The 15,014-nt window shown below is 33.0% G+C and carries 14 protein-coding genes; 8 read left to right on the top strand and 6 right to left on the bottom strand.

The window, feature by feature from the left end; genetic code table 11:
- Nucleotides 1–30 precede the first annotated feature (30 nt).
- On the bottom strand, nucleotides 31–573 hold the full coding sequence (locus Q0910_RS11205; protein WP_299216058.1) for a DUF1599 domain-containing protein: 543 nt from the start codon (nucleotides 571–573) through the stop codon (nucleotides 31–33).
- Between the two features lie 83 nt (nucleotides 574–656).
- On the opposite strand from Q0910_RS11205, the gene folP reads away from it, so the two are divergent.
- The 4 genes from folP (at nucleotide 657) to Q0910_RS11185 (ending at nucleotide 3,995) form a co-directional block, all read left to right on the top strand.
- On the top strand, nucleotides 657–1,487 hold the full coding sequence (gene folP, locus Q0910_RS11200; RefSeq protein ID WP_299216055.1) for a dihydropteroate synthase: 831 nt from the start codon (nucleotides 657–659) through the stop codon (nucleotides 1,485–1,487).
- 85 nt (nucleotides 1,488–1,572) lie between these two features.
- Nucleotides 1,573–2,349, top strand: coding sequence for a diadenylate cyclase (locus Q0910_RS11195; protein WP_299216052.1), 777 nt, complete (start codon nucleotides 1,573–1,575; stop codon nucleotides 2,347–2,349).
- Nucleotides 2,349–3,143 carry a DUF3667 domain-containing protein gene (locus Q0910_RS11190; RefSeq protein ID WP_299216049.1) on the top strand — a complete coding sequence of 265 codons (795 nt, stop codon included), beginning with the start codon at nucleotides 2,349–2,351 and terminating at the stop codon, nucleotides 3,141–3,143. The genes Q0910_RS11195 and Q0910_RS11190 overlap by 1 nt, the downstream gene beginning before the upstream one ends.
- 75 nt (nucleotides 3,144–3,218) lie before the next feature.
- Complete coding sequence (locus tag Q0910_RS11185; RefSeq protein ID WP_299216046.1) at nucleotides 3,219–3,995, top strand: DUF3667 domain-containing protein; 777 nt, start codon at nucleotides 3,219–3,221, stop codon at nucleotides 3,993–3,995.
- On the opposite strand, the gene Q0910_RS11180 is transcribed toward Q0910_RS11185, so the two are convergent.
- Both Q0910_RS11180 and truA read right to left on the bottom strand, forming a co-directional pair.
- Entirely contained in the window at nucleotides 3,992–5,758 is a 1,767-nt protein-coding gene (locus Q0910_RS11180; protein ID WP_299216042.1) for an ABC transporter ATP-binding protein, read from the bottom strand. The two genes, Q0910_RS11185 and Q0910_RS11180, sit on opposite strands and share 4 nt — an antisense overlap.
- Before the next feature lie 2 nt (nucleotides 5,759–5,760).
- The gene (gene truA / locus Q0910_RS11175) at nucleotides 5,761–6,507 is read right to left on the bottom strand and encodes a tRNA pseudouridine(38-40) synthase TruA (RefSeq protein WP_299216039.1); all 747 of its coding nucleotides are present in this window, start codon (nucleotides 6,505–6,507) and stop codon (nucleotides 5,761–5,763) included.
- Nucleotides 6,508–6,623: 116 nt separating this feature from the next.
- Here truA and Q0910_RS11170 point away from each other — a divergent pair, with 116 nt between their 5' ends.
- Nucleotides 6,624–7,118 (top strand): metallophosphoesterase family protein, encoded by a 495-nt coding sequence (locus Q0910_RS11170; protein WP_299216036.1) that lies wholly within the window; start codon nucleotides 6,624–6,626, stop codon nucleotides 7,116–7,118.
- A gap of 57 nt (nucleotides 7,119–7,175) precedes the next feature.
- Here the strand turns inward: Q0910_RS11170 and Q0910_RS11165 are convergent, their stop codons facing one another.
- On the bottom strand, nucleotides 7,176–7,586 hold the full coding sequence (locus Q0910_RS11165) for a DUF4293 domain-containing protein (RefSeq protein WP_299216033.1): 411 nt from the start codon (nucleotides 7,584–7,586) through the stop codon (nucleotides 7,176–7,178).
- Between the two features lie 202 nt (nucleotides 7,587–7,788).
- Between Q0910_RS11165 and rho the strand changes: the two genes are divergently transcribed.
- The 3 genes from rho (at nucleotide 7,789) to Q0910_RS11150 (ending at nucleotide 12,398) form a co-directional block, all read left to right on the top strand.
- A complete protein-coding gene (gene rho, locus Q0910_RS11160) occupies nucleotides 7,789–9,468 on the top strand; it encodes a transcription termination factor Rho (protein ID WP_299216030.1) in 1,680 nt (559 codons plus the stop codon).
- Between the two features lie 179 nt (nucleotides 9,469–9,647).
- Nucleotides 9,648–10,319, top strand: a complete 672-nt coding sequence (gene msrA / locus Q0910_RS11155) for a peptide-methionine (S)-S-oxide reductase MsrA (RefSeq protein WP_299216028.1) — start codon at nucleotides 9,648–9,650, stop codon at nucleotides 10,317–10,319.
- A gap of 912 nt (nucleotides 10,320–11,231) precedes the next feature.
- Nucleotides 11,232–12,398 carry an SH3 domain-containing protein gene (locus Q0910_RS11150; protein ID WP_299216026.1) on the top strand — a complete coding sequence of 389 codons (1,167 nt, stop codon included), beginning with the start codon at nucleotides 11,232–11,234 and terminating at the stop codon, nucleotides 12,396–12,398.
- A gap of 318 nt (nucleotides 12,399–12,716) precedes the next feature.
- On the opposite strand, the gene Q0910_RS11145 is transcribed toward Q0910_RS11150, so the two are convergent.
- Together Q0910_RS11145 and ffh are read right to left on the bottom strand one after the other, a co-directional pair.
- The gene (locus Q0910_RS11145; protein ID WP_299216023.1) at nucleotides 12,717–13,601 is read right to left on the bottom strand and encodes a bifunctional 5,10-methylenetetrahydrofolate dehydrogenase/5,10-methenyltetrahydrofolate cyclohydrolase; all 885 of its coding nucleotides are present in this window, start codon (nucleotides 13,599–13,601) and stop codon (nucleotides 12,717–12,719) included.
- Between the two features lie 45 nt (nucleotides 13,602–13,646).
- Nucleotides 13,647–14,975 (bottom strand): signal recognition particle protein, encoded by a 1,329-nt coding sequence (ffh, locus tag Q0910_RS11140; protein ID WP_299216020.1) that lies wholly within the window; start codon nucleotides 14,973–14,975, stop codon nucleotides 13,647–13,649.
- Between the last annotated feature and the right edge of the window lie 39 nt (nucleotides 14,976–15,014).

Below are 15,014 nucleotides of genomic sequence, written 5' to 3'. Positions count from 1 at the left end.
TAGTTTAACAGTATTTTATAAAATCACAAATTATTCTGCTTCACCTAAGTGAATCATTGCAAAAACAGCGTAGTTAATCATATCTTGATAATTAGCATCGATACCTTCACTTACGAGTGTTTTACCCTTATTATCTTCAATTTGTTTAACACGAAGTAATTTCTGAATAACTAAATCCGTGAGTGAACTTACTCGCATATCACGCCAAGCCTCACCATAATCATGATTTTTATTCATCATCAATGTTTTTGTGATCTCTATATGCTTATCATACAGACCCGTAGCTTCTTCTGTAGACAAATCAGGTTGTTCTGCAATTCCTTCCTCTAACTGAATTAGAGCCATCAAACTATAATTTATGATGCCAATGAACTCAGAAACTTCTCCTTCATCTACTTTTCTTACAGCATTTTCTTGTAAGCTTCTAATACGTTGTGCTTTTATAAAAATCTGATCTGTAAGTGATGGTAATCTAAGGATTCTCCAGGCACTGCCATAATCTTTCATTTTCTTAATAAACAGATCACGACACTTCGTGATTACCGCGTCATATTGTGTTGACGTATCTTGCATATAACTGTTGAATTTTGCGTAAATTTCGCTTTAATATGGCAATTATACCAAATAAACATTAAAAATATAGTATAAACTCTTATATGACTATTAATTGCAAAGGTTTCCTGGTAGATCTCTCCTCCCCAAAAGTAATGGGAATTTTAAATCTAACACCAGATTCATTCTATGATGGAGGAAAATACAAAGACGAATTACAAATCTTACATCAGGTAGAAAAAATGCTTCAGGAAGGAGCTACTTTTATAGATATTGGTGCCTATTCCTCAAGACCCGGTGCAGATCACATTTCTATTGAAGAAGAAGAGAAAAGAATTTTACCTGTAGTAGCATTAATTGTCTCCAAGTTTCCGGATGCTATCTTATCGATAGATACCTTTAGAAGCGAAATTGCAAAACAATGTATTGATACAGGGGCTGCAATTATTAATGATATTTCGGCCGGAAATCTGGACAAAAACATGATTCAAACTGTTGGACAACTTAAAGTGCCATACATCATGATGCACATGAAAGGTACTCCGCAAACTATGAAATCGTTAAATCAATATGAAGACTTAATAAAAGATATTCAGTTTTATTTTTCTCAAAAAGTAGCTGAAGCAAGAAAAGAAGGTATTAATGATATTATCATTGATCCTGGTTTTGGTTTTGCAAAAAATATCGATCAGAACTTTGAACTTCTTAGAAAGCTGGACTTGTTAAAGTTTCAAGGGTTACCAATCTTAGCAGGTGTATCAAGAAAATCTATGATTTATAAATCTTTAGGCATTAACCCATCAGAATCATTAAACGGAACAACCTCATTAAACACCATAGCGCTGCTTAAAGGGACTTCGATCCTAAGAGTACATGATGTAAAAGAAGCAACGGAATGTATTGCTCTTACTAATAAGTATTACGAACAATCTTAACCAACTAATTCGAATGCTCCGCCTTTGGCGGATTTTCTAATCAGAGTTTCACTAATTTTCCTATTTTTACAAAAACTCCCAATATTTGGATTTAATCAACCTTAGAATATTAGATATCCTGGATATCGTACTCGTAGCACTACTACTGTACTATATCTATAAGTTGGTTAAAGGAACCGCAGCCATCAATATTTTTATCGGTATTGTAATGATATATCTGGTTTGGAAACTTACACAGTTTCTGGCTATGGAGATGCTTAGTAGTGTACTAGGAGAATTTATTGGTGTAGGAATGTTTGCGTTAATCGTTGTTTTCCAACAGGAAATTCGAAAGTTTCTATTAATGATTGGCTCCACAAATTTCGGAAGAAGAAGGAAATTTCTTCGACAACTAAAATTTATAAGAGACACTCCAGAAGATAGTCTTACCGATGTAACCGCAATTGTAAAAGCCTGTCAAAAAATGGGAACCACTTTTACAGGAGCTCTAATCGTAATTAAAAGAAATACTTCTCTGGATTTTGTAAAAACCTCTGGTGATGAATTGGATATTTTGGTAAAAACCCCGATTATAGAAAGTATTTTTTATAAAAATAGTCCATTACACGATGGCGCAATGATTGTAGATGACAATAGGATTGTGGCTACTCGTGTCATTCTACCTGTAACTAATGATAGAGACATCCCTTTGCGTTTTGGATTAAGACACCGAGCTGCTATAGGTATAACAGAAAAAACCGACGCGTTAGCTCTTATAGTCAGTGAAGAAACAGGTCAAATGTCATATATCAAAAATGGCGAGTTTGTAATTTTTAAAACACCCGAAGAGTTAATAGAAAAAATAAAGAGAGATCTTCAATAATGAGTAACAACCTTACTAACATAAATCATTGTAAAAACTGTGGTTTCCAAATTGACAACTACTCTTTTTGTCCAGATTGCGGAGCTAAAAAGATAACGAAACGAATTACTTTTAAAAACCTGACTCAGGAATTTAGTGATCGTTTTCTAAATCTTGATAATTCATTTATTAGAACATTCATATACCTGTTTACGACACCAAAAGATGTAATTGATGGTTATATTCACGGAGTTAGAAAAAGGTATATAAATGTTTTTAGCTACTTCGCCATCTCTCTTACTATTGCTAGTTTGTATACTTTCGTCTTAAGAAAATACAAAGACACAATTTTCTCAAATGTTTTTATTGATACTAATCAAATTGAAGTCTCCAAAGTAGCTTCAGATTTATCTTTTGAATATCAATCTCTGATCTCATTTTTAACGATTCCGTTTTTAGCCTTCATATCAAGACTCGTATTCTTAAATTATAAAAAATACAATCTAACGGAACATTTTGTAATCCATTTATACGCGTATTCACATATTACTATGGTTATAAGTTTTATTACTTTACCACTACTTCTAACCATAAAAAATATATTCTTGATTCTCTGGATTCAATTTCCTATTTCCATAATATACATCGCATACGTTCTTAAAAGTCTCTATAGCCTTAATCTTAAAAAAATTGTAATCAAAACCTTATTATTTTCACTAATTATGACCGTCTTATTTATACTCTTTTCAATAATTTCCGGCATTATTATGTTTAAAATGGGTTTAATACCTAATAGAGAATCTTCTGCCATATAACCTCTAATTGGCAGAAAAGGATTATTTTAAAATCAAAAAAAAAAAAAAAGAAAAGGAGATTAATATCAAAATAAAATGGCTAAGACTATTACAATCAACAATTGTAAAAATTGCGGAAATAACATAGAAGACGTTAATTTTTGCTCTAATTGCGGAGCCAAAAAAATCACAAAACGTATTACTTTTAAAAACCTAATCACCGAAATAAGTGAGGTGTATCTTAATGTTGATAACACATTCGTTAATACAATAAAAGACTTAACTACAAAACCACATATTGTAATCGATGGTTATATTAATGGAGTAAGAAAGAAGTACCTTAATGTAGCATCATATTTCTTGCTATCTGTTACGTTAGCAGCAATACTTACGTTTATAAAAGAAAGAGGATTTGACATACCTTCAGATTCGGAAAGGTTTGACGAATCATCTAAGATAGTTCAGCTTTTCATAGAAGTAACTAAAAAGTTTCCCACATTAGGATATTTTGTTTTAATCCCTTTCTATGCCATCATATCACGTTTTATATTTAGAAAGTATAAAAAGTATAATTTTACCGAACACATTGTTATCAATTCCTACCTTACATCTCATCTTACCATTTTAACTTTCATTCCTTATATCATAACATTTATTTTAGGAGACTATATAGAAGAAAGTAGTTTTGTTTTCTTACTAATTCAATTTATCTACGCAACTTTTTTATTCAAAAACCTATACTTGATCAGTTACAAAAAAGTAATAGTTAAAGGATTTATTGGGTGGTTCCTAATTGTGCTAATTACGACAGGCGTAATAATACTTGCGGCTCTAACGTCCAAATTCCTAAAAGAATATGGATTGATAAACTAAACCTCTCTCACTTCTGCAAACTGCACATCATAAAGATTCTTATAATATCCATTTTCTAATTCTAACAGTTCATTATGATTACCTTCTTCTACTATTTTACCGTTATCCATAACGATAATCTTATCGGCATTTTTAATAGTAGCCAATCTGTGGGCGATTACTATAGAAGTCCTACCTTCAGTTATTTTATCCGTAGCATCCTGGATAAGTTGCTCGCTATGTGAGTCAATAGAAGAAGTTGCTTCATCTAAAACTAAAATCTCAGGATTTGTAACGTATGCTCTCAGAAAAGATATTAATTGTCTTTGACCAGAAGAAAGCATTATCCCTCTTTCTTTTACATTATAATGATAGCCATTAGGAAGGCTCATTATAAAATCGTGAATTCCTATTTCTTTAGCAGCTTTCTGAACCTGTTCTTCTGTAATATCAGGATTATTAAGCGTTATATTGTTCAGGATCGTATCAGCAAAGAGAAATACATCTTGCAATACTACGGCGATATGACTTCTCAAAGATTTTAGATCAATAGTATTAATTGGCTGCTTATCAATTGAGATAGTTCCACTATCGATTTCATAAAACCTACTTAGCAAATTAATAATAGTAGACTTACCGGCTCCAGTAGCCCCAACTATAGCAACAGTCTCTCCAGACTTTACAGATAAGGTAACTCCTTTCAATACTTCTTCTCCTTCTAAATAACTGAATCTTACATCATCAAAATCGATATCTCCATTAATGGCCGGTAATTCTAATTGGCCAAAGTCATTAATTTTTGATTCAGTGTCCAAAATTGCAAATACTCTATTGGCAGCCACCATACCCATCTGCAATGTGTTAAATTTATCCGCAATCTGACGCAAAGGCCTAAATAGCATTTGGGATAACTCGATAAACGCAATGACTACACCCAGTGTGATTACATCACCTTGTGCCGCTCTCAATCCACCATACCAAACAATTAATCCAATAGTTATAGAACTAGACATTTCTGCAATAGGAAAAAATATAGAGTTATACCAAACGGTTTTTATCCAGCCTTTTTTATGTTTATCATTAATTTCTTTAAAATTGGCATATTCTATTTCTTCTCTGGTAAAAAGCTGAACGATTTTCATTCCGGTAATCCGTTCCTGAACAAAAGAATTCAAATTTGAAACCTGGGTCCTGACCTCTTCAAAAGCAGTTTTCATTTTTCTTTGAAAAACTCTAGTAGCAAAAATGATAAAAGGAAGTACTGCTAGAACTATCAAAGTAAGTTGCCAGCTATAATAGATCATAAAACCAAGAATAACAATCATCTTTAGAAGATCACTAATAATCATAAAAAGACCTTGGCTAAAAATACTCGCAATAGTTTCGATATCACTCACTGCTCTAGTCACCAACCTACCAACAGCTGATTGATCATAGTATTGTTTCTTAAAACCTAACATATGATCAAAAAGTTTCACCCTTAAATCCCTAATCACTTCTTGCCCTAACCAATTAGCAAAATAGATAAATAGGAATTGAAATATTACTTCTAATAATAACACCCCTAACATCAAACTTATATAAAATAATATCAGCTCTTCATCTTTTGGAATAAAACTTTTATCAATGGCTTTTTGCAATAAAAGAGGCCTAAGTATCGCAAATACAGATAATAATATAGCAGACAAAGCCACAAAATAAAATGTAATACGATATGGATTAGTAAAACCAATCAATCTCTTAAACAATTTAAAGTCAAATGCTTTACCGCTTTTTTCAGCCATTATTATATAAGGTATATAGTTTTTGGGTATTGTACTTCTGTTAAATATAAACCGTGTGCTGGTACTGAATAACCTGCTTCACTTCGATTTTCGCTTTTTATAATACTCTTTAAATCATTCAGGTCAAGTTTATGTTCTCCAATTTCAATTAAGGTACCAACAATAGCTCTAACCATATTTCTAAGAAAGCGATTTGCCGAAATTTTAAAAACTAATACATCACCAGTCTTCTCCCAGACAGCATCGGTTATGTTACAATTATACGTTTTTACATCGGTTTTAGACTTACTAAAACATTTAAAATTAGTATAGTTTAACAGTAATTTAGCAGCATCATTCATCAAGTCTATGTCCAATTCTTTCTTAAGATAATACGCATTATTTATTCTAAAAGGATCTTTAGATACCGATATAATGTACTCATAAGACCTACTAACAGCATCGAATCTAGCATGCGTATTCTCTTTTACTAAACTCACTTTTTGTACAGCAATTTCCTTCGGAAGAAGTGAATTCAGCTTGTATTTGAACTGAAAAGTATCTAATTCTGTTTCACTATCAAAATGTGCCATTATCTGTCGTGCATGAACTCCTGTGTCTGTTCTACCTGCGCCCACTACATCAATTTTACACCTCAATAATAATGATAAAGAATCTTCTAAAACCTCTTGTACAGAAATTGCATTAGGCTGGCGTTGCCATCCATGATAAGGTGTACCATTATATGAAAGTTCTAAAAAATATCTCAAAGCTTTATGCTATTTTTGTTCAAAATCTGATGGCAAATATACTTTATATTATAGAGATGAATTGTATAGGATTGTTCAGTTTATTTATAACATCATAAATCATTTTTATTACCAATTTGAAAAAAATACTCTTACTTAGCGACACACATAGTTATATTGATGAACGCATTTTACATTATGTAAAAGAAGCAGACGAGGTATGGCATGCGGGAGATATTGGAGATCTAAAAGTCACTGATGCTATCGAAGCTCTTAAACCGCTTCGTGCTGTTTACGGAAATATTGACGATGATAAAGCAAGAGCTACCTTTCCCCTAAATCAGAGATTCTCCTGCGAAGGTGTTTCTGTTTGGATCACGCATATCGGAGGATATCCACCTAAATATAATATAAATACAAGGGAAGAAATCAAAACCAATCCACCTAAATTATTCATTTGTGGTCATTCTCACATTCTTAAAGTAATTCCTGATAAAATTAACGATGTATTACATATGAACCCTGGTGCCGCAGGAAAACATGGATTTCACAAAGTAAGAACCATGTTAAGATTTACCCTAGATCATGGTAAAATCGAAAATCTCGAGGTTATTGAATTAGGTAAAAAATAAGACCCGAAGTTGGCATACTTCGGGTCTTAACGCACTAATACTACTAAGATTTTAGGTTTATCGTAATCGATCAACAGATTTTACGAGATTCTCATCCTTTCTGATAGCCTTGTTGGCTACTACTAATAAAACGATAGAAATAACAGGAATCAACATCCCAATACCTTTCTCCGAAACCAAAGTTTCTCCAGATAAAGTTAGTGACCAATAAACAAATACTCCTAGTAAAATAAAGTTTAATAAGATATTGATACGCCCCAATACAAATTGAAGCTGTCTATTTTTAAATAAAAAAATACTTACCAAAGCTAATACGGCGGATCCGGTAAACATTCCTAAAACCAAAAAATTATTCTGAGACAATAAAGCTTCTCCATCTTGATCTAGCCCATATGGTAATATCGTGGATATCCCACCAGATAATACCACTACTAAAAACAAATAAATAGATTGGATTCTTTGTATCATTGCCCCTTACTTCTTTTGGAAATGCAAAAATAAGAGTTTCTTTTTATAAATATGTGTAAAAAATCAAAAATAAAGTCGTATACTTGCAACACAAATTGTGTAACCCATTCTATTTAGGTTACTTACCTTCAAAATAAAATTTTCCTAGAATTCTTCTTTAGAAAATTTAATACCAGAACCTTAAATTATATAACAAATTTAAATGTTAGAGATTTCTGAATTAAAAGCGAAAAAGCTTCCTGAGCTACAGGAAATTGCGAAAAATTTAAAAGTACCTAAATTTCGCACCATGAAAAAATTAGATTTGGTATACCAAATCTTGGACTATCAAGCTGCAAACCCCAGCAAAGTAAAAGAAGTTATTACTGAAGAATCTTCTGGTAAAACTGAAAACGAAAAGCCAAAACAAGCTCCTCGTCAGAGAAGACCTCGTAAGGCACCGAATACTCAGAACCCTTCTAGTAAAAACCAAAATCCTCCTAACAAAAAGGAAACTGATACTACTGTAGAGAAGAGCCCAGCTCCAAAAACGGAACACAAAGAAACCAACACACCTAAGCCTATAGAAGCTCCAGAAAACAAAAAACCTCAACAAAAAAGAGAAGACAAAAAGGACGATAGAAAGGACGACAGAAAAGATAATCGTAATAGAAATAACGATAAATCCCAAAACAAAAACCGAAATACCAATAAAAAGGAAAATAACGGAAATAGGGATAGCGGTAATAGAGACAACCGAAATCGCTATAAAGAACCTGATTACGAATTTGATGCAATTATCCAAAGTGAAGGAGTACTAGACATCATGCAGGATGGATATGGTTTTTTAAGATCCAGTGACTACAACTACCTCTCTTCTCCAGACGATATATATGTATCTCAATCACAAATAAGACTTTTTGGACTTAAGACAGGTGACACCGTTCTTGGACAAGTAAGACCTCCAAAAGAAGGCGAAAAATATTTCCCATTAATTAAGGTAAACAAGATTAATGGCCTGGATCCACAAGTAGTAAGAGACAGAGTATCTTTTGAACACCTTACACCGCTTTTCCCTCAGGAAAAATTCAAATTAGCAGAAAGACAAAGTACAATTTCCACAAGGATAATGGATCTATTTTCTCCTATAGGAAAAGGACAACGTGGAATGATTGTCTCTCAACCAAAAACAGGTAAAACAATGCTATTGAAGGATGTAGCAAATGCAATTGCTGCAAATCATCCTGAAGTATACCAAATGATACTACTAATCGATGAACGTCCTGAAGAAGTAACAGACATGCAGCGTAACGTACGTGGAGAAGTTATCGCTTCTACATTTGACAAAGAAGCACACGAACATGTTAAAATTGCAAACATTGTATTAGAGAAAGCAAAACGATTGGTAGAATGTGGTCATGATGTAGTAATACTTTTAGACTCCATTACACGTTTAGCAAGAGCATACAACACTGTACAACCTGCTTCAGGTAAGATTCTTAGTGGTGGTGTAGACGCTAATGCTCTACACAAACCAAAACGTTTCTTTGGTGCGGCTCGTAATATAGAAAACGGAGGATCACTTACTATTATAGCCACAGCTTTAACAGAAACTGGCTCTAAAATGGACGAGGTTATTTTTGAAGAATTTAAAGGAACTGGCAATATGGAATTACAGTTAGATCGTAAAATATCTAATCGTAGAATTTTCCCTGCTATCGACCTTACATCTTCCAGTACACGTCGTGATGATATTTTATTAGACGAAAACACTATTCAAAGAATGTGGGTAATGCGTAAATATCTTGCAGATATGAACCCTGTAGAAGCAATGGAATTTATCAATGATCGTTTTAAACAAACTCGTAATAATGACGAGTTCCTGATTTCCATGAATGGATAAATTATAAACCATATAATATATAGGTAACGGCTGTCAAAAATTTGACAGCCGTTTTTATTTAAAATTTTCTTAAGACTAAACCTGCTATTATCTAATTAATTAATTTTGCATCTTAAAAACTATCAGCCGAAAGGTTTATAAATAAATCTAGACTAAGCATTACTAAAAAGATATTTATCATGAAGACCTTATTATATAGCATATTTACTATTTCGATTTTATTAGTCGGCTGTCAAGGCAATAGTCAAACTCAAGATCAAAAAAAAGCAGCACTCCAAAATCAAAACATAACTGCAGTTCAAACCAAACCAATTAATGAACTAGAGCGAGCTTATTTTGCAAGTGGATGTTTTTGGTGTGTAGAAGCGATTTATGAAAGTGTAAAAGGAGTGAAAGAAGTTGTCTCTGGATACTCCGGAGGACATACAGAAAACCCAACATATGAATCAAGCAACACTGGACGTACAGGTCACGCAGAAGCAGTAGAAGTTTTATACGACCCGAAAATCGTTTCCTTTTCCTCGTTAGTCGACGTTTACTTTGGATCACAAAACCCGACTCAAATAAATGGACAAGGACCAGATAGAGGCTCCCAATACAGATCTATTATATTTTACCAAAATGACAATCAAAAAAACATAATTCAAAAAAAGAAAGATTTACTGAGCAAAACCCTCAATAGAAAAATTGCAGCAGAAGTCACTCCTTTTCAAAAATTTTGGAAAGCGGAAGGCTATCATCAAGATTATGAAAAAAGGAATCCTTATAACAGATATATTCAAAATGTTTCTATTCCGAGGCTGAAACGTTTTCATAAAAAATTCCCCGAATTAATTAAAGACATTCATTAATCGATTTCTCATTATACATTTACAGATTCTTTATCAAAAGAATCGTATTCTCAATAAAATCGTACACATAAAAAAGGTCAGCGATTTCTGACGACACCATAATTAGTTAAAAAAAAGAACATCAAAACTTGCATTTTGAAGAGCAGAAAAAGGAATGATTTTGTTAAATTTCACGATATATCTAACACTAAAACAATCTTTTATGTTTTACAAAAAATAAAATCACACAATACCGTAAGCGCCTTAATATCAAAATTATACGCATCTACTTTAAAAAGTCACTTATCTAAAAACTCAACAAAATACTATGCAAGCATAATAATAAATGTTAAAATATTGTAAAAAAAGCTAATTTCGACTATAAATATTTTTTCATTTAAAAATTGACAAAATTTAGTTTATAAGCAAATTACCCTTAACCGACTTCAGCCCTTATAAATGCAGCATAAATCAGATGTAATACACAAAATAATCGTTGAAAAACACAAATTGTTGAAAAAAAAAGTAGAATTTTATACAAATAAAATGGAAACAAGTTGTGTTTTTCATATTAATAACTTACTTTTGTTTATAGTTTAAGAGTTTTCAACTCAGTTAATTAATTAACAAGTTTAAACTTATACTGAAGAAAAACATGTTTAAATGTTTGATAAACAGGATTTTAGACTAAAAAAAGTTCTTTAAAAGATTATAAATTTTAACACAATGTCAAGATTTGTTAATAATTTATAAATGTCAAAAAAAATGTTTGGCATGTTTTTTGAGAGTGAGATTTTTGAACAATAATTTGAATAAAAACTTTTAAATCTGATAAAAAAAATAAGATACTAAAGCAAAAAAGATTAACACCTTTTATAAGAACCCTAATCTGCTTTATTTTTTGAATTTTAATTATGTAAACACAGAAAGATTATGAAATCAATTTTTACATTTATTTTACTATTGGTGATGACATCCTCGACTTTTGCCCAAATAAGGTCATTGGATCGCTATTTAATGGCTACCGCCAAATTAGAATTACGAACTGGACCAGGTGCAAACTTTGACATTATCGCAGAGATTCCTCAGGGAACTCAGGTATATGTTATTAGTTCTGGATACGGAGACTGGAGTACAGTCCAGCACAAAAACGGTAATGGTTTTGTGCAAACAAAATTACTAGCTGAAGATAGTAGTATTGCAGATGCTGAAAGAGCTGCAAAAGCCGCTGAAGCTAGAAAAAAGGCTGCACAAGATGCTGCTAATAAAGCAATCGCTGCTGCTGAAGCTGCAAAAATTGCTGCTGCTGAAGCCGCAAGAAAAGCTATCGCTGAAGCAGAAAGATTACAGAGACAAGCTGAAGCTGATGCTGCTGCCGCTGCCGCTGCCGCTGCTGCTGCAAATCAAAACAAAAGTGCTGCTGAACGTAGAAGATTAGCGGAACTTGCAGACACACAAAAAGCTTTAGAAGCTGCCAACAAAAGAACTTTAGGGAATACTGATACAGCGTATAGTCCTATAGAGTCGAAAACAGCTTCAAATGGCAGTAATGCTAATTCATCAAGAGCTACGGCCGCTCCATCAAAAGTGACTAGAGAGAATAAATTTGCTAGTTGGGAGAAAAAGAGCTATAAATCAGGTGCTACTCCAAAATCATTCAATTTCAAAGGTAAATTCGAATATAAGTTAGATAACTACCTTAAAGTAGATGTTGGTAACAATACGGACGTGGTTGTTAAACTTGTAAAAATGGGTAAAACTGAAAAGGATGATGAAACTGTGAGGATTGTATATATTAACAGCGGATCTACCCAGTTTATCAGAAATATTCCTCAAGGTGAGTACTACTGTGTAATTGCTTACGGAAAAGAGTGGAAAGAATCTCCTAGTAAAAATGGAAAAAAGCAAGGAACATTTACAAAAAATGCTTTATACGAAAAAGGACAGGACATCTTAGACTACAACACAATTAAGACTGAAGAAGGTATTAATGTACCATCTTACAGCTTATCTTTAGATCTTATGCCAAATGGAACATTATATAACAATGATGCAGAAGATCAAGATAATATCGATGCTAGTAAGTTCAATGCGTTCTAAGAAAATGATCTAAACAAAAAAATATATTTTATTATCACCAATAATAGATGTAAAGTAAAAAGGCACCATAAAATGGTGCCTTTTTTATTTCCAATTATCCTTTATTATATTAACAAAAGACAATCCAACCTATTAAGATGCTAATTACAAAATCCATCATCAAAAGCAATTGTCAGATCTATATCTCAAAACCTTAGTCAACCCTAGAAAAAAAGCCTTAGCGTTTATAATTAAACTTCTAAGGCCTTATATTAATATTTTATTACTTCTAATTTATAGATATAACGTAGTTTCAAGTTCTAAATAAATAATTTATAATTATCCATTATTACGATGTCTTTCTCTAGCTAACAACGTGTTTTTAAGAAGCATCGCTATAGTCATTGGACCAACTCCTCCTGGAACTGGTGTAATAAAAGAAGCTTTTTTGCTAACGTTTTCATAATCTACATCACCTACAATCCTATACCCTCTCTCTCTAGTATCATCGGCAACTCTGGTTATACCAACGTCGATAATGACGGCATCATCTTTTACCATTTCAGCCTTCAAGAAGTTAGGAACTCCTAAGGCAGAAATAACGATATCTGCTTGAGAAATAATCTGGGTTATATTTTTAGTATGACTATGGGTTAACGTTACCGTAGAATTACCTGGCCACCCTTTTCTTCCCATTAGTATACTCATAGGCCTCCCAACAATATGACTTCTTCCGATTACCACTGTATGTTTTCCTTTGGTATCTACATTATAACGCTCTAATAGCTCTAAAATACCAAATGGAGTCGCAGGAATAAAAGTTGACATATCCAATGCCATTTTACCAAAATTCATTGGATGGAAACCATCCACATCTTTATTAGGATCTACAGCTAACAGCACTTTCTGAGTATCAATTTGTGGGGGCAAAGGTAATTGAACTATAAATCCATCAATATCTGAATTTTCATTTAGTTCTTTGATTTTAGCTAATAGCTCTATTTCACTAGTAGTACTTGGCATTTTCACCAAAGTAGACTCAAAACCTACTCTTTCACACGCTTTTACTTTACTACCTACATAAGTAAGACTTGCTCCATCGTTACCCACCAAAACGGCAGCAAGGTGTGGAACTTTCTCGCCTCGGTCTTTTATTTTCTGAACCTCGACAGCAATTTCATTTTTTATATCGTTACTTACTTTTTTTCCGTCTAAAACTTCCATATTAAGCCCCTACTCTATTTTTAAGTTATATATTGTTTATACAAGTTATTTCATTTTACCCATCATCTGCATCATGCGTTTTCCGCCTCCGCCTTGCATCATCTTCATCATTTTACTCATCTGATCAAACTGCTTAAGTAATTGATTGACTTGCTGTACAGAAGTCCCCGAACCTTTACCGATACGTTTTTTTCTACTAGCGTTTATAATTTGAGGTTTTGTGCGCTCGTCTGGCGTCATAGAATGAATAATTGCTTCTATATGCTTAAAAGCATCATCATCGATATCTACATTCTTCATCATCTTACCGGCTCCAGGAATCATACCTACAAGGTCTTTCATGTTCCCCATTTTCTTAACCTGTTGAATTTGCTTCAAAAAATCGTCAAAACCAAATTGATTTTTAGCAATCTTTTTCTGTAATTTTCTGGCTTCCTCTTCATCAAATTGCTCCTGAGCTCTTTCTACAAGGGAAACAACATCTCCCATTCCCAAAATACGATCAGCCATACGAGAAGGATAGAATACATCAATTGCTTCCATCTTCTCTCCAGTACCAATAAATTTAATTGGCTTATTAACAACAGATTTAATAGAAATAGCTGCACCACCTCGGGTATCACCATCTAGTTTGGTAAGTATTACCCCGTCAAAATTCAAAACATCATTAAATGCTTTAGCCGTATTCACTGCATCCTGACCTGTCATGGAATCTACAACAAATAATGTTTCATCTGGGGTAACAGCTTTATGAATATTCTCAATCTCGGTCATCATTACTTCATCAACAGCCAAACGTCCCGCTGTATCAATAATCACCACATTAAATCCATTAGCTTTAGCGTGAGCAAGACCAGCTTTAGCTATTGCAACTGGATCGTTATTATCTCTATCACTAAAGACTTCAACATTTATTTGTTCTCCTACTACATGCAATTGGTCTATCGCTGCTGGTCTGTAAACATCACAGGCTACTAAAAGAGGGTTCTTAGTTTTTTTAGTTTTCAGAAAGTTAGCTAGTTTTCCGGAAAATGTAGTTTTACCAGAACCTTGCAATCCTGACATTAAAACTACAGAAGGGTTTCCAGATAAATTAACTCCTGCAACTTCTCCACCCATTAATTCGGTCAACTCATCTTTTACAAGTTTCACCATTAATTGTCCAGGCTTAAGGCTTTTAAGTACGTTTTGACCTAATGCTTTTTCCTTTACAGTAGCTGTAAAATCTTTTGCGATCTTATAATTTACGTCCGCATCAACTAACGCTCTACGAACTTCCTTAAGTGTCTCAGCAACATTTACTTCTGTAATTTGACCGTGGCCTTTTAGAATATGTAACGCCTTATCTAACTTATCACTTAAATTATCAAACATATGCTTTCTTCAGGTTTTTCTACATCCACTTTTTTAGCA

It is taken from the genome of uncultured Aquimarina sp. (genome assembly GCF_947495315.1).
Lineage (GTDB): Bacteria > Bacteroidota > Bacteroidia > Flavobacteriales > Flavobacteriaceae > Aquimarina.
The sequence above is the reverse complement of the archived record's forward strand: the minus strand, read 5'-3'. Positions and strand labels throughout refer to the sequence as shown.